General features: G+C 57.8%; 20 protein-coding genes. 17 read left to right on the forward strand and 3 right to left on the reverse strand.

What is annotated here, in order from left to right; translation table 11 throughout:
- The 4 genes from CUJ84_RS02190 to CUJ84_RS02205 are packed head-to-tail and all read left to right on the forward strand — an operon-like array spanning position 1 to position 3420.
- Positions 1-891 carry an ABC transporter permease subunit gene (locus CUJ84_RS02190; protein ID WP_028734733.1) on the forward strand — a complete coding sequence of 297 codons (891 nt, stop codon included), beginning with the start codon at positions 1-3 and terminating at the stop codon, positions 889-891.
- Complete coding sequence (locus CUJ84_RS02195) at positions 891-1907, forward strand: ABC transporter ATP-binding protein (RefSeq protein WP_105005004.1); 1017 nt, start codon at positions 891-893, stop codon at positions 1905-1907. Before CUJ84_RS02190 ends, CUJ84_RS02195 begins: the two co-directional genes overlap by 1 nt.
- Complete coding sequence (locus tag CUJ84_RS02200; protein WP_105005005.1) at positions 1904-2857, forward strand: peptide ABC transporter ATP-binding protein; 954 nt, start codon at positions 1904-1906, stop codon at positions 2855-2857. The genes CUJ84_RS02195 and CUJ84_RS02200 overlap by 4 nt, the downstream gene beginning before the upstream one ends.
- A gap of 26 nt (positions 2858-2883) precedes the next feature.
- The gene (locus CUJ84_RS02205) at positions 2884-3420 is read left to right on the forward strand and encodes a gluconokinase (RefSeq protein ID WP_432444901.1); all 537 of its coding nucleotides are present in this window, start codon (positions 2884-2886) and stop codon (positions 3418-3420) included.
- Here CUJ84_RS02205 and CUJ84_RS02210 read toward each other — a convergent pair.
- The 3 genes from CUJ84_RS02210 to CUJ84_RS02220 all read right to left on the reverse strand — a co-directional run bounded on the left by CUJ84_RS02210 (position 3410) and on the right by CUJ84_RS02220 (position 6286).
- Positions 3410-4657, reverse strand: coding sequence for an NAD(P)/FAD-dependent oxidoreductase (locus CUJ84_RS02210; RefSeq protein WP_105005007.1), 1248 nt, complete (start codon positions 4655-4657; stop codon positions 3410-3412). The two genes, CUJ84_RS02205 and CUJ84_RS02210, sit on opposite strands and share 11 nt — an antisense overlap.
- A 76-nt stretch (positions 4658-4733) precedes the next feature.
- The gene (locus tag CUJ84_RS02215; RefSeq protein ID WP_105005008.1) at positions 4734-5237 is read right to left on the reverse strand and encodes an isoprenylcysteine carboxyl methyltransferase family protein; all 504 of its coding nucleotides are present in this window, start codon (positions 5235-5237) and stop codon (positions 4734-4736) included.
- Entirely contained in the window at positions 5234-6286 is a 1053-nt protein-coding gene (locus CUJ84_RS02220) for a type III polyketide synthase (RefSeq protein ID WP_105005009.1), read from the reverse strand. The genes CUJ84_RS02215 and CUJ84_RS02220 overlap by 4 nt, the downstream gene beginning before the upstream one ends.
- 168 nt (positions 6287-6454) lie before the next feature.
- On the opposite strand from CUJ84_RS02220, the gene CUJ84_RS02225 reads away from it, so the two are divergent.
- From CUJ84_RS02225 to CUJ84_RS02280, 13 genes are all read left to right on the forward strand, one after another.
- Positions 6455-6991, forward strand: coding sequence for a tetratricopeptide repeat protein (locus CUJ84_RS02225; protein WP_017992993.1), 537 nt, complete (start codon positions 6455-6457; stop codon positions 6989-6991).
- A gap of 48 nt (positions 6992-7039) precedes the next feature.
- Positions 7040-7645 carry an RNA polymerase sigma factor gene (locus CUJ84_RS02230; RefSeq protein WP_105005010.1) on the forward strand — a complete coding sequence of 202 codons (606 nt, stop codon included), beginning with the start codon at positions 7040-7042 and terminating at the stop codon, positions 7643-7645.
- Positions 7642-8442 (forward strand): anti-sigma factor family protein, encoded by an 801-nt coding sequence (locus CUJ84_RS02235; protein WP_105005011.1) that lies wholly within the window; start codon positions 7642-7644, stop codon positions 8440-8442. The genes CUJ84_RS02230 and CUJ84_RS02235 overlap by 4 nt, the downstream gene beginning before the upstream one ends.
- 239 nt (positions 8443-8681) lie before the next feature.
- Positions 8682-10073 carry an O-antigen ligase family protein gene (locus tag CUJ84_RS02240; protein ID WP_105005012.1) on the forward strand — a complete coding sequence of 464 codons (1392 nt, stop codon included), beginning with the start codon at positions 8682-8684 and terminating at the stop codon, positions 10071-10073.
- A gap of 223 nt (positions 10074-10296) precedes the next feature.
- The gene (locus CUJ84_RS02245) at positions 10297-11472 is read left to right on the forward strand and encodes a glycosyltransferase (RefSeq protein WP_245457511.1); all 1176 of its coding nucleotides are present in this window, start codon (positions 10297-10299) and stop codon (positions 11470-11472) included.
- Between the two features lie 28 nt (positions 11473-11500).
- A complete protein-coding gene (locus tag CUJ84_RS02250; protein ID WP_199788761.1) occupies positions 11501-12616 on the forward strand; it encodes a DegT/DnrJ/EryC1/StrS family aminotransferase in 1116 nt (371 codons plus the stop codon).
- The gene (locus tag CUJ84_RS37820) at positions 12613-13395 is read left to right on the forward strand and encodes a hypothetical protein (RefSeq protein WP_158686889.1); all 783 of its coding nucleotides are present in this window, start codon (positions 12613-12615) and stop codon (positions 13393-13395) included. The genes CUJ84_RS02250 and CUJ84_RS37820 overlap by 4 nt, the downstream gene beginning before the upstream one ends.
- Positions 13392-14027: an acyltransferase gene (locus CUJ84_RS39150; protein ID WP_281069958.1), complete on the forward strand. Its 636-nt coding sequence runs from the start codon at positions 13392-13394 to the stop codon at positions 14025-14027. The genes CUJ84_RS37820 and CUJ84_RS39150 overlap by 4 nt, the downstream gene beginning before the upstream one ends.
- A gap of 11 nt (positions 14028-14038) precedes the next feature.
- Positions 14039-14896 carry a class I SAM-dependent methyltransferase gene (locus CUJ84_RS02260; protein WP_105005016.1) on the forward strand — a complete coding sequence of 286 codons (858 nt, stop codon included), beginning with the start codon at positions 14039-14041 and terminating at the stop codon, positions 14894-14896.
- Between the two features lie 4 nt (positions 14897-14900).
- Complete coding sequence (locus CUJ84_RS02265; protein ID WP_105005017.1) at positions 14901-16190, forward strand: DegT/DnrJ/EryC1/StrS family aminotransferase; 1290 nt, start codon at positions 14901-14903, stop codon at positions 16188-16190.
- Positions 16187-17314, forward strand: coding sequence for a glycosyltransferase family 4 protein (locus tag CUJ84_RS02270; RefSeq protein WP_105005018.1), 1128 nt, complete (start codon positions 16187-16189; stop codon positions 17312-17314). Before CUJ84_RS02265 ends, CUJ84_RS02270 begins: the two co-directional genes overlap by 4 nt.
- Before the next feature lie 100 nt (positions 17315-17414).
- Entirely contained in the window at positions 17415-17651 is a 237-nt protein-coding gene (locus CUJ84_RS02275) for an acyl carrier protein (RefSeq protein ID WP_105005019.1), read from the forward strand.
- 33 nt (positions 17652-17684) lie between these two features.
- On the forward strand, positions 17685-19577 hold the full coding sequence (locus tag CUJ84_RS02280) for an HAD-IIIC family phosphatase (RefSeq protein ID WP_105005020.1): 1893 nt from the start codon (positions 17685-17687) through the stop codon (positions 19575-19577).
- The last annotated feature ends 8 nt before the right edge of the window (positions 19578-19585 follow it).

Raw genomic sequence — 19585 nt, forward strand, 5'->3', positions numbered from 1 at the left:
ATGAGCACGGTCACCGTCAAAACAGGCCAGCCATCCGCTCTTGCGGAGTTCTGGCATTATTTCTCCCGCAACAAGGGCGCCGTCATCGGCCTCGTGGTTTTCATCATCATTCTGGTCGTCGCAGTCCTCGCGCCGCTCTTTGCGCCGCATCAGCCGAACGAGCAGAACCGCGCGGTACTGCTGGCCGTGCCGTTCTGGATGGAGGGCGGCAGCGCCTCCTTCCCGCTCGGAACGGATGCCGTCGGCCGCGATATCCTTTCGCGCCTGATCTACGGCGCGCGGTTCTCGCTGTTCATCGGCGTCGTCGTCGTCACGCTTTCTGTCATTTCAGGCGTCCTGATCGGCCTCGTCGCCGGATTTTTCCGCGGCAAGATCGATACGGCGATCATGCGCCTGATGGATATCATCCTGGCCTTCCCGTCGCTGCTGCTCGCTCTGGTGCTGGTGGCCGTGCTCGGGCCAGGGCTTACCAATGCGATGATCGCGATTTCGCTGGTCAACCAGCCGCATTTCGTGCGGCTGACGCGCGCCTCGGTCATTTCAGAGCGTGAGAAGGAATATGTGATTGCCTCGCGTGTCGCCGGTGCCGGCACCTTCCGTTTGATGTTCAAGACAATCCTGCCGAACTGTCTGGGGCCACTGATCGTTCAGGCGACACTCGCCTTCTCGGCGGCGATTCTCGATGCCGCCGCCCTCGGCTTTCTCGGCATGGGCGCCCAGCCGCCGACACCCGAATGGGGGACGATGCTGGCCGAATCCCGTGAGTTCATTTCGCGCGCCTGGTGGGTGGTGACATTTCCGGGTCTTGCCATCCTCATCACCGTTCTCGCGATCAACCTGATGGGCGACGGCCTGCGCGATGCGCTCGATCCCAAACTGAAGAGGTCGTGATGCCACTCCTCGAGATTGAAAATCTGACTGTCGAATTCCAGACCTCTTCCGGTCTCTTCCGCGCCGTCGACGGCGTATCGCTTGTCTGCGACAAGGGCGAGATCCTGTCGGTCGTCGGCGAATCCGGCTCGGGTAAATCCGTTGCCATGCTTGCCCTCATGGGGCTTTTGCCCTGGACGGCGAAGATCACCGCCGACCGCATGCAGTTCGACGGCAAGGATCTGCGCGGCATCTCCGCCCGCCAGCGCCGCAGGATCGTCGGCAAGGATATGGCGATGATCTTCCAGGAGCCGATGTCGAGCCTCAATCCGTGCTTCACGGTCGGTTTCCAGCTCGGCGAGACCTTGCGCTTCCACATGGGCCTCAACCGCAGGGAACGCCGTGAACGCTCGATCGAGCTCCTCAACCTCGTCGGTATTCCGGCGCCGGAAGACCGCCTGTCGAATTTTCCGCATCAGATGTCGGGCGGCATGAGCCAGCGCGTCATGATCGCCATGGCGCTCGCCTGCAATCCGAAGCTGCTCATTGCCGACGAGCCGACGACTGCGCTCGATGTGACAATCCAGGCACAGATCCTCGATCTGCTCGTTCGCCTGCAGAAGGAGCATGGCATGGCGCTGGTGCTGATCACCCACGACATGGGTGTCGTCGCCGAAACCGCCGAGCGCGTGCAGGTGCAATATGCCGGCCAGAAGGTCGAGGAACAGCCGGTGAGGGCGCTGTTCCGCGATCCGCATCATCCCTATACCGCAGCCCTGCTCGCCGCCCTGCCGGAGCGCGCCAAAGTCGGCCAGCGCCTTCCCTCGATCGCCGGTGTCGTTCCCGGCCAGCATGGTCGCCCGACAGGCTGTCTCTTCGCGCCGCGCTGCGGCTTCGCCACGGTCGAATGCGATCGCGGCGTCGTCCGTCAGGGGCCGGAGCTGGGCTCCGCGCTCTGCAACTATCCTTTGAAGGACGGCAAGCCGCTCGGGCATCCCGGCGTCATTCCCGTTCAAACTGCAGGAGACTTCGTATGACGGGCGCTGTTCTCGAGGGCAGGGATCTCGCCCGCTTCTACACCGTCAACCGCGGCCTCTTCAAAGACGACGCCACCGTCAAGGCGCTGAACGGTGTCAGCTTCAGCCTCCATTCCGGCAAGACGCTCGCCGTCGTCGGCGAATCCGGCTGTGGCAAGTCGACGCTCGCCCGCTTGGTCACCATGATCGAGAATCCGACATCGGGGCAATTGCTGATCGACGGCAAGCCCGCCCATGTCGGCGATCGCAGCCTGCGCAGCCAGGTGCAGATCGTCTTCCAAAACCCCTACGGCTCGCTCAACCCGCGCCAGAAAGTCGGCTCGATCCTCGAAGAGCCGCTGAAGATCAACACCAATCTCGACGCCGCCGCCCGCCGCCGCAAGGTGGAGGAGATGATGGCCCGCGTCGGTCTGCGTCCAGAGCATTACGGCCGCTATCCCCATATGTTCTCGGGCGGCCAGCGCCAGCGCATCGCCATTGCCCGCGCCCTGATGCTGCGGCCGAAGGTACTGGTGCTCGACGAACCGGTTTCGGCGCTCGACCTTTCGATCCAGGCGCAGGTGCTGAACCTCCTGATGGACCTGCAGAAGGAGATGGGGCTTGCCTATCTCTTTATCTCCCACGGCCTGTCCGTCGTCCACCATATCGCCGACGAGGTGATGGTGATGTATCTCGGCCGTCCCGTGGAAACCGGTCCCGCCGCCGAGGTCTTCGCCAGGCCGCGCCATCCCTATACGGCAGCCTTGCTGTCGGCGACGCCGATCGCCGATCCCGATCGCGAAAAGACCCGCATTCGCCTGCAGGGCGAGCTGCCGTCGCCGTTGAAGCCGCCGTCGGGTTGCCACTTCAATCCGCGCTGCTGGAAGGCGCAGGACCATTGCCGCCAGGTTGCTCCCGAATTAACTGGGGAAGGCACACATCAATATGCCTGTCATTTCCCGCTCGATTAAGCGGGAAGGCAAGCTAAGGAGGGATCATGTCGGAGCAGATGAACAGACCCCATGCGATCATCGTCATGGGAGTCAGCGGTTGCGGCAAGTCCTCCGTCGGCGAAAAGCTCGCCGAAGCCCTGCACTTGGCCTTCGTCGAAGGTGATGCGCTGCATCCGGCCGCCAATGTCGAGAAGATGTCGAAGGGCATTCCGCTGACCGATGAGGATCGGATGCCCTGGCTCGACCGCATCGGCGAAGAGATGAAAGCCTCGCTGGAAAAGAGCGAGGGCATCATCGTCTCTTGCTCGGCGCTGAAGCGCATCTATCGCGACAGGCTGCGGGCTGCTGCCGGCGGTAATCTGTTCTTCGTCTATCTCGAAGGTTCCAGGGCACTGCTGATGAAGCGTATGGGCGAGCGCAAGGGACATTTCATGCCGGCCTCGCTGCTCGACAGTCAGCTGGCGACGCTTGAGGTGCCCACAGGCGAGCCGGGCGTCGTCACTGTCGATATCGACGACACGATCGAGGGCATCGCGGCAACGGCGCTGAAGAGCCTTGCAGCGCTCGGCGTCACGGGTTGAAACGCTGCGGCGAATAGGCCACGATATCGATGAACGGCGTCTCGCCGGTGATGAGTTCGGCAAGCACGCGGCCGGTCACCGGCCCGAGCGTCAGTCCGTGATGGGCATGGCCGAAGGCAAACCACAGGCCCTGATGGCGCGGCGCCTTGCCGATGATCGGCATCATGTCTGGCGTGCAGGGGCGCGCGCCCATCCAGGGTTCGGGATCGAGCCTGCCTCCGAGCGGGAAGATCGTGCGCGCCACGGCTTCGGCACGGTCGAGCTGGACCGGCGTCTTCGGGGCGTCGAGCGTTGCAAACTCCGCCCCTGTCGTCAGGCGGATGCCGCGGCGCATCGGCGCAAGGAGGTAGCCGCGTTCGGCATCCAATGTCCAGTTGTTGAGCACGGCACTGCCCTCGGCGGCATAGTGCATGTGATAGCCGCGCTTGACGCCGAGCGGGAAGGAGTAGCCGAGCCGGCGCGTCGCAACGGCCGCCCAGGGGCCGAGCGCCATCACAGCATCGTCGGCTTCGATCGGACCTTCCGCAGTCATGATTTTCCAGCCGGAGCCGAACGGACCGAGCGAGGCGGCGTCACCCGTGACGAACTTGCCACCGAGGCTTTCAAAATAGCGGCGATAGGCCGATGTCAGCGCATGCGGGTCGAGCACCGACCAGGGATCGCGCCAGTGGATACCGCCGGCGAAATCGCCGGTCATATGAGGTTCCATACGGGCGATATCGGCCGGAGTCAGGCTTTCATACTCCACGCCGAATTCATTCTGCCAAAGTGTTGCCTCCGCAAAAGCCCCGTCGCGCTTGGCTTCAGTGCGGAAAATCTTTATCCAGCCGTCCTTGCGGATCAGCGCTTCTGCCTGCGACGCCTCGATCAGATCCTTGTGTTCGACAACCGAATTTTCGATCAGCGGCGCATAGGCCCGGGTGATGATCGCGTGGCGGCGCGCATTGGAATTCCACCAGTAGCGAGCGAGAAAGGCGATCTGGCTCGGCAGTGTGCGCAGATGATAATGCGCGTCGATGCGGTTGTTCACAGCATAACGCAGCAAAAGCCCGAGCTGCTGGGGAAAGCCGTAAGGCGCGACACCTTCGCGCTGGATCAGGCCGGCATTGCCGAAGGAGGTTTCGTTGCCCGGATCCTTGCGGTCGATCAGCGTCACCTGCCGGCCGCGTCGCTGAAGATGGATGGCCGTAGAAACCCCGACGATGCCGGCGCCGAGCACGATTGCGTTCTTCGTCATTTCCGCTTGCATTCCGCTTTGTTTGTCGGGGTGAAAATGCCCGTGCCGATACCGCGACGCAAACGGAAAATCGCATTCATTTCAAAATCATTGCGCTTTTCAGTGCGGCATTTTCAGCCTTCACGCGGACATGGAGGATAAGCGCGTTGAGAAAGGAAAAGACGATCGCGTAAAGCGGCAGGCCGAAGGCGAGGGGAAGGGCGGCAATCTCGCCGACGACGATCGCATAGTTCGGATGGTGGAGGAAGCGATAGGGCCCGGATCTGACGAGCGGCGCGCCGGGCAGGATGATGATACGCGTCGTCCAGCGGCCTTTCAGCGTCGCCAACACCCAGAGCCGCAACGCCTGCAGCCCCATGAACACGAGAAACCAGAAGAGTGCGACCGGCCTGCCTGGTGCAGTGAGCCAGAGGCCGATGATCCAGCCGGCATGCAGCGCCACCATGACGGGATAATGCTCGGGCGCCACCTCTTTGGCGCCTCTGGCAAGAAGCGCCGCCGTGTTGCGCCGGGCAACTACAAGTTCTCCCAACCGCTGCAGCGTCACGAAGGCAAGGAGCGCGATCGACGGCCACATCATGCGACCCTCCTGAGCGTCACGCAGCTGGCTGAAAAGCCCGGCCCCATGGCGATCATCGCGGAGCGCTCCGGCAATCCGGCGCGGATCGCCCGCTCCAGCACGAAGAGGATGGTCGGCGAGGACATGTTGCCGTATTCGGCGAGCACTGCTCGTTCGTGATCAAGCGTGCCCGGGACCATCGAAAGCGCGCTCTCCATCGCGGCCAGCACCTTCGTGCCGCCGGGATGGCAGATGAAGCGGTCGATATCCTCCACCCTCAGCCCGTTTCGGGCCAGAATGGCCTTTACCGCCGGGCCGAGCTCCTTTTCGGCAAAGGGCGGCAGCGATTGCGCCAGCACGATGCCGAAGCCGCCGTCATCGATCTTCCAGCCCATGATATCGAGCGTGTCGGGAAAAAGATGCTCGCCGGTCGATTCCACTTCCGCCAGCCCGTCTTCACCTGATCGCAGCACGCAGGCGGCCGCGCCGTCGCCGAAAAGCGCTGTCGCGATGATGTTCGGCCGCGTCAGCTCGTCCAGCCGGAAAGCCAGCGTGCAAAGCTCGATCGAGACGAAAAGCACAACAGTGCCCGGCCGGCTTCGCGCCAGCCTTGAAGCGATCGCAAAGCCCGACACGCCGGCGGCACAGCCGAGCCCGAAGACCGGCACGCGTTCGATATCGGGTCTGAAACCCATCCGGCCGGCAAGCTGTGCATCGAGGCTCGGTGTCGTAAAACCGGTGGAGGAGACCGTCACGACGCAGTCGACATCGCCGGCCTCAAGCCCCGCCTGGCGAAGGGCCGAGCTGGCAGCCTCGACGAAAAGCCCGCCTGCCACCTCCGCAAAGGCCTGCATCCGGTCGTGCCAGCCATGCGGCTCGTCGAACCAGGCAAGCGGCCGCGCCGCATGGCGCTTGTCGATGCCGGCGCTATCGAAGACGCGGGCAAGATGGCGGAAATCCTCGAAGCGGTCGGCAAACAGCCGGGCCGAGGCTTCGACCGCCTGCTTTTGGAAAATGACATGTTCGGGTGTGGCAACGGCGAGGCTGACGAGTTTGACGGTATCGGTCACAGAATTCTCCTTGTCCCTCCGGCGGAACGAAAGAAAACACGCGGGCGCCCAATTTATTCAGCTCTGACGCTTCACGAAAGGGTGAAGAAAGAAATGCAAGCGGCAGCCGAATAAAGCTGGATGCAGCGGTGTTCTCTCGTCGCAACGTCACTTTCGAGGAGTTTCCCCATGACGATTATGACAGCCCGCATCGCTTCCATCATTCTCGGCGGCTGCCTTGCCGCTTCTGTTGTCTCCGGCCCGGTTTTTGCGATCGGCGATGACAGCAGCACGACGCCAGTCTGCAAGAAAGGCGAGATCTACGACCAGAAGACCAAGAAATGCGTCAAGCAGCAGAGCGCCAACGTCTCCGACGAGAACCGCGCCGATTATGCCTATTCTCTGGCCAAGGCCGGTCGTTATGAGGAGGCGCTTGCGGTGCTCGACACGGTCAAGGATCAGAACACCGCCGAAGTGCTGAACTATCGCGGCTATGCCACCCGCAAGCTCGGCCGCACCGACGAGGGCATCTCCTATTATCTGCAGTCGGTGAAGATGGATCCGCAATACGCCAAGGTCCGCGAATATCTCGGCGAAGCCTATGTCATCAAGGGTCAGCTCGATCTCGCCAAGGACCAGCTGAAGTCAATCAAGGCGATCTGCGGCACGGCTTGCGAGGAATATCAGGATCTGAACGCTGCAATCCTCGATCCCTCGAAGATCTGATCAGCAGGCCACGGGGCGGGAAAATGCAAGCACGAAAGGGACGTCAGAATGTCGGTCGCGCGCACCCATTTTCCTGCCTATAGTCGCGCGAGAATGGAATCGCCGGTTCATCCGGCGGTTTCGAGGAATGCAGGATTGGCGGAGGCGGCCATCGCGAGCGAAGCGGATATCAGGAGCGACCTGACGGAAAATCTGGCAAGGCTCTGGCGTTATGGTCTCGTTCTCTCGCATCAGCGCGATGTCGCCGACGACCTGGTGCAGGCGACCTGCCTTCGCGCGCTGGAGCGCGCCGATCAGTTCATCCCCGGCACCCGGCTCGACCGCTGGCTGTTTTCGATCCTGCATTCGATCTGGCTGAACGAGATCCGCTCTCGCCGGGTGCGCCAGGGCCAGGGTTTCGTCGATGCCGGGGAGACGTTGACCTTCGACGGTGCGCACGACACCGAAACGCATGTGATGGCGGGTCAGGTGCTGAGACAGGTGAATGCGCTGCCGGAGGCGCAGAGGACGGTGGTTTTTCTCGCCTATGTGGAAGGACTTTCCTATCGCGAGGTTGCAGGCATATTGGATATCCCGATCGGAACCGTGATGAGCCGGCTGGCGGCTGCCCGCGCCAAGCTCTCCGATGCCGGACCGGAAGGGGGACGGCAATGAACACGAAACACACCATTCCCTCCGACGAGGAACTGACCGCCTTCATCGACGGCGAGCTGACGGCCGAAGAGGCCGCGCGCATTGACGCCATTGTGAACGAAGACGAGAGCGTCGCCGAACGGCTGGAATTCCTGGCGCGCGCCAGCCTGCCCTTCGAGCAGGCCTTCGCCCCACTGCTGTCGGAAGCCCCGCGCGAGAAGCTGGAGACGATGCTTGCCGCCATCCCGGCGCAGCCGAGCGCAAGACCCACCTCCACGCCCGCATTCGCCAGCCGTCGCCGCTTCCTCGGCGCGCTCGCCGCCTCGCTCGTCGCTGGCATCGCGATCGACCGCGCCGTCATCGGCATCGGCAGAGGCTTCTCGGCAAAGGACGAAAACAGCGAATGGCGCGCCGTGGTCGCCGATTATATCTCGCTCTATACCCCGGAGACCCTGGCCGGCCCCGTCCCTGGCAGGGAGGACCAGGCCGCCCAGCTCGCCAGTCTTGACGAAAAGCTCGGCCTGTCACTCTCCCCCGAAGCCGTCTCGCTCTCGGGGATCGATTTCAAACGCGCCCTGCTGCTGCAATATGACGGTAAGGCGCTTGCTCAGGTCGCCTATCTCGACCCCGAGACCGGCCCGATGGCGCTCTGCATCGTCCGCTCCGATGCCGGTCCTAAAGCGCCGGATCTCGAAAGCCGCAAGGGCATGAACGTCGTCTACTGGTCGAACGGCACGCACGCCTTCATGCTGATCGGCCATGCCGCGGCGGACAGGATGACGGCAATTGCGGAAGGGGTGCGGGGGAAAGTGACATGACGATAAGTGCGACGAGATAGTCCACGTCCTGGAGTACGTGAGATGGCCTGCATACTGCGGCAGGCTTTTGGATGCCGATCCTATGAGCGCAGTTTAAAACCGCTGCAGCAGTTCTTCATCGTATCTTTCCAGGAAATCACTCTGGAACATTTCGTGCCTTTTAGCTAGACAGGTTTAGGCGCTGTTGCGCCCTGACCGGAAAGTGGTGTTTCAACTCGTCAGCACAAAGGCAATGTATCTTGAACCTTGAGTTAGCAATAGTCGCCGACGTGCGTCGAAAGATAAAGGCATTGGCATACCAAGTAATGGGGCCGGCTTTTGCGGCATTTGCCTCGGTGTTGGTGTTTTTTAATTACCTTTTTTTCTTAAAATGGTTTCCCCTCACTGAAGGAAGGTGGTGGGTATGCTTAATTATCATTGTAACATTTCCATTTGCTATCTTTTTCATCCAATATATCTTGCGTGCGCGGTTTTCGTTCGGTGCGCTTATATTGTTTTGCGCCGTTATTTTTGTAAACTTCTATGTAAGTAGAAATGAAAGTTATAATTCAACTTATTTATATGGTTTTTTACTTTTATCGGTGCCTTTTTTTGTTCTAGGGGCGGTAGCCGGACATTGGCCGAAGGCAATAATTCTCGTTTTATATGTCGCCGTCGGTTCGTTCAGCGTCGCCATCCTGGTTGGCTATTTCCACTACGGCAACCTTTGGGACGCACTAGGATTTCGCGACATACTTTACATCCCGCGAAAGGCGGGGCGTCCTCCTTTCCAAACTGACTACCAATTGGTTGCCTATGGCCTAGCTTTCGGCGCGATCGTGGCCTGGGCTGCGCTGTCAAAGAAGATGCCCGGATGGGCTCACCATCTATTTGGCGCTGTAATAGCGGTCGCACTGACGCAAATTGGTTCGCGTGGAGCATTGTTGCTCTTCGTCTTGTGCTACCTCCTCCTCCTGGCGAAAACGCAAACTATTCGAATGGCAATTTCTGTAGGTCTGTTGATCATCGCCTTGATGTATGTTGTCGCGGTGGAACTTCCTAATAGCGCGACCTTTGCGCGTGCTGAGTATACCGAAGAGTTTAGCGTCTTGGTGGGGAAGTGTGAGGAGGAAAAAGAAACCAACTGCGTGGGCCATCGTGGCCTGAGTTGGGGAAGGGGCACATTGTATACGTATGCAGTTTTGGGTTGGTTTGAAAGCCCGTCAACTGTACTTTTCGGCCATGGTTTCGGCAGCTACTCAATGAATCTCGCCGATGTATACCCGAACTGGATATTTAAGCCTGCCGATGGCGGCGTATATCCTCACAATATTGTTTTGGAGGCCGGTTACGAACTTGGAATTATTGGCGTAATATCGCTAGTGGCAGTGATTGGCCCTCCTCTTTTCCGCTTGTTACTCGCAAGTTGGAGGCAGGCGACTGCATTCGAGACCGCAGTCGCCGTTCTTTACATTATGGCCTGCGGCCTAGCCATGATTTCCGGCGCAATAGCATACGAATATCAGCTCTATTTTCTTCTGGGGACAGCCAGCGTGTCGGGGATTCCACAGGCACGCTTCCGTAAACCGAACGGGGCGCCAGAGGAAGAAGCAATATTACAAAGCCCAAACCACCTTACAGCAGGCCCGTAGGAAGCGAGCCATCCGCGAACCTCTGAGCCGTCAAACAGGACATTGTCAACGTGAATTGAGGATTTAGTCACGAAGACAAGGACCGCAGCAAACGCTAACGAAATTATCGGAATGAACCAGAGGGGCAACCTTCTTGCAAACTTGCCAATTTGCGGTAATTGCGCAGCTTCAACTTTTCGATGCGGGTGATGATTTATACGGGCACGCCTGTAAGAGCATATAGATGGAATTTCCAAGCGATGTTGTTACGCGGCTGGGTGACAGACTCGACTTCAGATCCCTCGCTACGGAACTCCGAGCCGCAGGTAAGAACATGAAATTGTTTCAGTGCTTTTCCTACTACCCCTCCTACAAATCAGCTCTTCATCTTCTGACGCGACCTTCCGACAGTTTTGAAATCCAAAAAAAGGCGTTTCTGGATGACAGGTTTGGGGCGGCCCATGTTCTGCTGCCCATCGATCGCAAGGACCCTGACGCATTCTTTACGAACTGGGACGATGAGAGGCTGCAGAGAGCCTGGGCGCGGCAAAACGGGATAAAGCCTGCAGCGACGCTGGAGAGTATCCTCCTCGCGCAGATCGAAGCTCATGGAACCGAAGTTTTCTATACGATTGATCCAGTCCGTCTGAATTCGACTTTTCTTAAGAAATTGCCGGGAACAGTCAAGAGAACCATAGCCTGGCGAGCAGCCCCGGGTGATGCCGGTATTTTTGCCAATTACGATCTCATCGTGGGAAATTTCCCGGCGATCCTGCAGCGGATGGCCAAGGAAGGATGCCGCACCGCAGAGTTTTTTCCGGGGCATGATCCGGTGATGGATGAATATGCGGCCAATCATGAGCGAAAGATCGACGTTCTCTTTGTTGGTGGTTATTCGCGCCATCACAAGCAACGCGCGCTCGTTCTCGAACAGGTAGCCCGTCTTGCCAAAGACAGGACAGTTGTCATGCATCTTGATCGCTCGAGGCTGACGGCGATCGCTGAATCCCCTGTCGGTCGTTTGCTCAATCTATCGGCACATCGTCGTCCCAAATCGCTTCGCGCCGTCTCCAGGCCGCCGATTTTCGGTCGCAAGCTATACGCGGCCCTTGGTGCCGCCAAGATTGTGCTCAACGGCGCCATCGATATCAGCGGCATGGAACGCGGAAACATGAGGTGTTTTGAAGCGCTTGGCTGCGGTTCGCTTCTGCTTTCCGACGCCGGGATTTATCCCAAGGGCATGCTGGACGGGGACACTTTAGTCACGTACAAAACCGCCACCGAAGCTGTCAACAGAATCGAAGATCTGTTGGGAAGCCATGAACATCGTCTGGCTATAGCCAGTCGCGGAAACGCGATGGTACGAGATGTTTACGCAAAAGAGCAGCAGTGGGCACAATTCCTGACCCTCGTTGGTTGACGGGTCAGGCTTCAGTAAGAGGCATTTAATGGTTATGCGTCCGATTCCGATTTCCCAGCCTGCAATTGGCGCGCGAGAAGAAGAACTCGTCCTTGAAGCGGTGCGATCCGGCTGGGTTTCTTCCATCGGTAAATATATCGATGCCTTTGAGGAGAGCTTTGCCAGATTCTGCGATGTGAAATACGCCATCGCCGTCAGCAATGGCACGACAGGCCTGCATCTTGCGCTCGAAACTCTGAATATCAAGGCAGGTGACGAAGTCGTCGTGCCGGATCTTACATTTGTCGCTACCGCCAATACGGTCGCTCAGACCGGTGCCGTTCCGGTACTGGTCGATATCGATCCGGAAACGCTCTGCCTCGATCCCGCCTCCGTTGCCGCCGCCATCACTGCGCGCACCAAGGCGATTATGCCTGTTCATCTTTATGGACATGCGGCTGATATGGATGCCCTGCAGGCGATAGCTGACGAGCATGGGCTGGCGATTATCGAGGATGCTGCGGAAGCCCACGGTGCTGAATACAAGGGTCGACGCGTCGGCGGTCTCGGCAACTGCGGCGTATTCAGTTTCTATGGAAACAAGATCATTACGACAGGCGAAGGTGGCATGATCACCACCAACGATCCGGAATTCTACCAACGGGCGCGAAACCTCCGCGACCATGCGATGAGCCCCGAACGCCGCTACTGGCACCACGAGCGCGGCTTCAATTACAGGATGACGAATCTGCAAGCAGCTCTGGGTGTGGCGCAGATGGAGCGCATCGATACATTCATCCAAAAGCGTATCGACATCATGAACTGGTATCGGAAGTCGATTCATACCGATGGTGAGGTGCGCCTCAATCGAGAGATGAACTGGTCTAGAAGCGTCTTTTGGATGGTGTGCCTGGAGGTGGACTGGTTTACCGAAAAGACCAGAAACGACTTCATGGCCGCAATGAAGGCGTGTGGCATCGATAGCCGGCCCTATTTTTGCACGCTTTCGTCAATGCCGATGTATGCGCGCGACCCGTTGGCGGTATCGAAGCGGAAGTCCGACAGCGGCCTCTGCCTTCCTTCCTTCTACGATTTGACTGAGGCGGAGGTTGTAGGTGTTGCGGACACAATCAATGATCTTCTCGAGGAAATGCGCCCACGATGAAGGATGCGCCCGCCGGTCTTCTGTTTCGGATATTTCGTAAGCTGACGATCTTCAAGATGCGGCCGCGTCTTCGAAGCTATCTTGCCTCAATGTCGGCCGATCATCCGTTGCGCGGCATTCCGACTCGGATCGTTGGCGATGCAGCAGCGGATCCGACTGAGTTTTTCACCCACTATGACGCTTTCGGATTCTGGCTGATGGATCGCCTGGCCAGATCCGGCAAGCGTCACCGCGTCCTGGATGTTGGTAGTCCGAAAACGCAAAATGCTATGGTCTCCGCATATCACGACATCACTGCCGTCGTGCTTGCCGATTGCTTCGACCGAATCAGCAATGTGAACTACGTAAGGCACGATATTTCGCGACCGCTGCCGTTTGCTGATGGTTCGTTCGATGTATTCTCGTCGACTGTCACACTCCCGCTGATCGGGCTTGGTCGATATGGAGATGATGTCGATGCCAACAGCCTTCCGAATTTTATCACGGAACTCGGACGGGTGATGACCGAAGACGCGGAACTCGTTATCAGCCTGACGACCGGACCCGATATCCTCAATTTTAACAACGGCTGGTTTCTCGAACTGCCAACGATCAAACGTGTTTTCAAGGGATGGGAGTTGGTGAATGCGGTGGTGGACGACTGGTCGTCGTCGCGGCCGGCAGTCGGTGGCAATCCCGCCGAGCGTTTCGTTTCGCCGGAGCGTGCATCGACAATCCGCAGATGCGATTACCGGGTCATCTTTTGTGTTTTCCGCCGCAACAATGTGGCCACTCAATGAAGCATCTTCTCCTCAAGCTGATTAGCATGCTGCAGAGACGAAGGCTGCGACGTGCTGCGAAGAACCTGTCGATTGATCCTTCGGCGCTTCTGCTGCGCAATTTCGGAGTCCGTTTTTTGGCGACTGCGGAAGACCGTATCTATGTGACCATCGGCAAGCAGAGCATGCTCAACGCCGGCATCATCTTCGAGGCCGGCACGGGGCAAGTGAAAATTGGCGAGCGCTGCTATATCGGCACAAACAGCACCATCATGTGCCGCAATGGTGTAACACTCGGCGACGACGTGGTGATAGCCTGGGACGTCACTATCTACGATCACGATTCCCACTCTCTGGACTGGCGGGATCGTGTGAACGCCGTTCGGCATTTTTACGAGACCTATGGTCAGCCCGATTGTTTCGACAAGATTGATTGGACCGGTGTAGGCTCTGCGCCGATTACTATCGGTGACAGGGTCTGGATCGGTTTCGACGCGGTAATTCTCAAGGGCGTCACCATCGGAGAAGGCGCCGTGATTGGTGCACGCAGCGTTGTCACGAAGGACGTAGAGCCCTATACAATCGTGGCGGGCAACCCCGCGCGCCCAATTCGTAAGATCGAAATTCCGCCCGACAACGCTGCCGTAGAATAGAGCTATCGTTGATGATTGAAAAAGACAGACAGTTTACCCACACGTGGGAAGAGGCGATCAACCTGCTGAGGGCTACACCCGAATATCAGGATCTGATCTACCAAGCCTATCTGACCAGCGATCTTGTCGAAAACGCGCGGCGGTTTGCCGGCAGCCAGGAATTCTCGGAGGTCCTGAAGCTCATCAAGACCAATCGACCGAACGCGCGGGCCGTTCTCGATTGCCCCGGCGGCAACGGCATTGCCACCTACGCATTTGCCAGCAATGGCTTTGACGTCACGACTGTGGAGCCTGATAGTTCAGCCTCGGTAGGACGAGGGGCGATTACGCACGTTTTGTCCGAAACCGGCAGTACGGCTAAGATTGTTGAAGCTTTCGGCGAAAATTTGCCGTTCACCGACAACAGCTTCGATATCGTCTACGTTCGTCAGGGGCTGCACCACGCTCATAACCTCGATGAGATGGTTTGCGAATATGCGCGTGTCCTGCGTCCTGGAGGGCTGTTGCTGGCTTGCCGCGAACACGTTGTGGACAATTACGAAAACAGTCTGCAGGACTTTCTGTCGAAGCAGATCGATCATCAATATTACGGCGGTGAGAACGCCTTCATGCTGGTGGATTATCGCAATGCCATCTTCAAATCAGGATTGCAGCTCAAGCAGGAAATCGAGCCCTATGATTCTCCCATCAATCTTCATCCGAACACTCCGGAGTTGTTGAGGAAGAAGATTGAAGAGTCGCCCCAAGGCATATTGTTGATGAAATTTCTGCCGCGCATGTGGGTTCATCGTCTGGGTCTGTGGCGTCTGCGGCGGGCGAAGTTGGCGGGGCGCCTTTACAGTTTTGTTGCGCACAAGCCCGTGAAATAACCAGATGTTGTATCGTTTACTGCCCCTGCTCGTGAAGTTGCGGACGGTCAGCCCGGGTCTCTACTATTTGGTCATCAGACTGGCGAAGCGCTTCATGGGCGCATCACTGGGCGTCTATCCACGCGTGATGGGAAATGAACTTGCGGCCGTCAAGGCCGTGCTGGAAAGCTCGCAGTGGAACATGGCCTATGGTCGGGGTCTTGCCCATGAGCGTTTGGAGCATGAATTTGCCGACTCCGTCGGTAGTAAATATGCCATTGCTGTGGCAAGCGGCGGCGTTGCCCTTCAGATGTCGATGCGCGCGCTCGGCCTTAAACCTGGAGACGAAACCGTAGTGCAGGTCGATACCTGCTCGGCAACAGCGCTGGCCGTGATGAACGCCGGCGTTACGCCGATATTTGCCGACGTCTCCGCCGAAACGTTCATGCTCGACTTCGACGATGTTCGCAGACGCATCGGCCCATCCAGCAAGGCGCTGATTGCGACCCATATGTGGGGCAATCCAGAAGATATGGCCGCTGCCCGTGCGCTCGCCAACGAGCGCGGCTTGAAGCTGATCGAAGACGCCTGTCTTGGCTTGGGCGCGGTTGTCGGCGGCAGACCGGCTGGTTCTTGGGGCGATGTGGGTGTCTTTTCCTTCGGTTGCATTAAGCCTATTCAGACGGGCGAAGGCGGCATGATCGTGACAAATGACGAGGGTCTTGCACGCGAACTGCGGTCCCTTCGTCATTGGGGCGATCGAGCGATCGAATTCGGTGTACGTGACACCACCACGCTTGCCTGGAACGGTCGCATGTCGGAACTCATTGCTGCGGTGGCGCGCGAACAATTGAAGGGCTATCCGAAGCATCTGGCTGAGCTGCGTAATGCAGTCGAGGATTTCAGGGGTGAGATAGCCAGCTATGCGGGCCTCTCTCTATGCCTGGGATCTGGAGATGCCATTGCATCCAGTGCCTTTACGCAGGTTGTACTGAAACTCGATGAAACACAGCTCGGTGCGAAAAAGGCGGATCTGCTCGCACGTTTTGCTGTGTCCGGTGTACCTGCCTGGCAGGCAAACTTCGAACTGATCAACAGCCTGACCTTCTTCAAGCAAGGCGGCTGGCGGGATTGGATATTGCGCGGAGATATCGAGCGTGTCGCCGATAATTATGCCTCGGCATTTCCGAACGCGGAAAAGCTCTACCAGAGCAACGGCTTTGGCTTCGGCAAACCCAATTTCCTGTCCTCGGGCAATTTCCGGAACATGATCAGCGTGTTGAATAGCGCCATCGAAAACGGACGCAAATCTTGAAGCTCGGTGTCATCACTCGTGCCACCGAGGATGCCGGGGGTACCTATCAATATACTCAGTCCACGCTGAAGGCGCTGCAGCGTGTCAGAGGTTGGGACATTACGCTGTATGGCAATCCTGACGACAAGATCCTTTCAGCGTTTGGCTTTCCCATCCAGCCCCTGGAAGCAACGCGGTGGCAGCTACTCCGGGATCTCATTACCCACGTCGCGGGAATCCGGCTTGCCGATTCGTTCAAAGGAGAGGATGCGGTATTTGCCCCAACATTCTTGCCGGTTCTGTTGCATACGCGCAAACCATTCATATTCTCCCTCCATGATTTGCAGGAGCGCTACTACCCGGAGAATTTCTCCTTTACGCAGCGTAACTGGAGGCATTGGATCTATCGGCACCTGTTGAAGAAAGCGGGCGCTGTGTTGTGCGAGTCTGATTACGTCAAGTCAGACATCGTGAAGTTCTATAACACCGAGGCTGACAGGATCTTTGTCGTTCCCGCGCCGCCGATCAATCTCGAACGCCCTGTCGAAACTGCGGATCAGCTTGCGAAGGTGCGTGAGCATTATCGACTGCCGGATCGCTTCGCTTTTTATCCGGCGCAATTCTGGCCGCACAAGAATCACCTGCGCCTGGTCAAAGCATTTGGCCGCGCTGTGGTGGCTGTTCCTGATCTCAAATTGGTGCTGACTGGCAAGAAACGTGATGACTATGAACTCGTGATGGCTTCTATAAAGACTGCGGGTTTGGAGAACAAAGTCATTCACGTCGGCTATGTCGAAACTGATGATCTCTTCGCGATCTATCGGCTTGCAACCATGCTTATCATGCCGTCGCTGTTTGAAAGCGTCAGCATTCCCGTCTACGAAGCGTTCCTCGCCGAAACGCCGGTCGCCGCCTCGGGAATACTTGCACTTCCGGAGCAGATCGGTGATGCGGGATTACTGTTTGATCCGATGTCGAGCGAGTCCATCGCCAAGGCGATGATTAGCTTGGCAGAAAATCCCGCCCTTTCGAGGGAGTTGGCCGCGAGGGGTAGGCAGAGGATGGCCTTGATGACGGCGGATGCCTATGCGAGCCAACTTGAAGCGGCCTTTGAGAGCTTGAAAATCAACCGGAGGCGGGTGTAGTGGCCGGCAGGCTAGCCCCCACTGGTTGCGCGCAGGGGAAGGCCTTGAACATGCATGCGGCCTTCTATAGAAGAATTTCGCGATATGACGGAGTATTCGAATGACGAAAAATGCCGATATTTTACAGCGGCTGCAGACGATTTTCAGAGATGAACTGGATCTTCCCAATCTGACAATTAATGCCGATGCTACACCTGAAACTGTTGATGGATGGGATAGTCTGGCAACGATCAGAATAATTGCTGCTGCCGAGCGCGAATTCGGCGTCATGTTCGAAGCAGCTCAGATCGAAGATGTCCATTCAGTGGCTGATATCATTTCAGTCATCGAGAGCTAGGACGGCATACAGTCGCGAAATTGGCCGGGTAGTATGAATAAACCTCTGATGAGATGGTTGCCGAACGCGACAGCTCCTGTTGTTGAGGAGGCGCGTAACGCTGCCGAGACGGTGGATATCGGTCAACTACTTCGTCTCTCTCACTATGAATGGGACGCCGCAGGCGCTCGGCGCCTTGGTCGTGCGATACGCAAGGCTGATGGCGCTAAGCTTGCTGACCTGGTTCCGGTCAAGCTTCTGATGTTTGCCAACGGCACAGCGGAGCATCTGGGCGATATCCTGACCGGCACCGGTCTGCGTCATGGTTTACTGATTTCGTCCCTTATCATCGAATATGAAAATCCGGTGGCTTTTTTAGCGCGCGAGCGCCAACGGGTTGATGATTTCGGCCCGGACGTTGTTGTCGTCAACTATGACTGCCACGCTTTTTCCAGCTCCACGGCGCTCGCCGATAAGGCCGCTGCCGAAAACTTGGTGGATCGTTCTGTGGCAAGAATACGTTCGATCCAGGAGATGCTGAGTGCCGAACTCGGTAAACCTGTAATTCTCCAAACAATTTCGCCAGATCCTGCTGAGAGCCGGATGCATGTCGATCGCGTACTGGTCGGATCGTATAAGGACGTGGTTCATCGCACGAATTCCGGGATAGCCGATCTTGCTGGTGCAACCGGCGGGTTGCTGCTGGATGTTGCCTCCCTGGCCGAAGATGTCGGCTTGGACAGTTGGCATTCGGCACGCTACCGGGCGATGGCAAAATATGGTTTCGCCCCTGACGTGTCTCCGCTCTACGCCGAGCATCTTTGCCGCTTGCTTGCAGTGCTGAGAGGCAAATCGAAACGCGTTCTTGTGCTTGACCTCGACAACACGCTCTGGGGCGGAATCGTCGGCGATGACGGGGTGGAGAACCTGGCGCTCGGTCCAGGCAGCCCAGTCGGTGAAGCCCATCTTGCGATACAGCTGATGGCGAAGTCGCTTCGCGAAAGAGGTGTGCTGATCTGCCTTTCTTCCAAGAATGATGAGGCTGTTGCCCTCAATGCGATCCGCTCGCATCCTGAGATGGCGCTGGCCGAAACCGATATCGCCATGTTCCAGATAAACTGGCAGGACAAGGCCGCTAATATCGAGGCCTTATCCAAGTCACTGAACCTCGGCCTCGACAGTTTCGTATTCGTTGACGACAACCCGGCCGAACGTGCGATTGTTCGTATGGCCTTTCCCCAGGTCAGTGTCCCGGAGTTGCCAAAGGACGTCACGGAATGGCTGCCGGTATTACAATCGGCACGGTTTTTCGAATCGGCGGGGCTCACCGCGGAAGACAAGCAGCGTGCAGGCTACTATCAGGCTGAGAGCCGTCGTGCCGCGCAGCTCAAGGACTTTGCCGGCCATGATGACTATTTGAAGTCGCTGGACATGGTTATGGACATCACGCCCTTCGATGCCACCGGGCGAAAGCGCATAAGTCAGCTGGTTTCCAAATCCAATCAGTTCAATCTGACGACGATACGATACTCAGAGGCGGAGGTTGCTCAGCTGGAAGCCGATCCTTCGATGTTGACGGCTCAGATAAGGTTGGTCGACAGCTTCGGCGACAATGGTATGATCTGTGTCGTGGTGGCGCGGGATGGTGAAGAGCATCTGGAAATCGCCGAATGGCTAATGTCCTGTCGCGTTCTCGGCCGACGAGTGGAAGAAGCAACGCTGGACTGGCTGGTTCGGCAGGCAAAATTGCGTGGAAAAGCGTTCGTGACCGGACGCTTTATCCCCACGGCGAAGAACATGATGGTCAAGAACCACTATGAACGCCTGGGCTTTTCTCTCGTTGATGAGGATAGCGCGGGCGCTACCACTTGGGTGCTTGAAGTTGCGGCCTATAGCGAATATGCACCCCCGATACTGATCAAAGACTCGATTTCGGAACAGAGATAGGAATAGGG

This window comes from Rhizobium leguminosarum, from assembly GCF_002953715.1.
Taxonomy (GTDB): Bacteria; Pseudomonadota; Alphaproteobacteria; order Rhizobiales; family Rhizobiaceae; genus Rhizobium; species Rhizobium leguminosarum_V.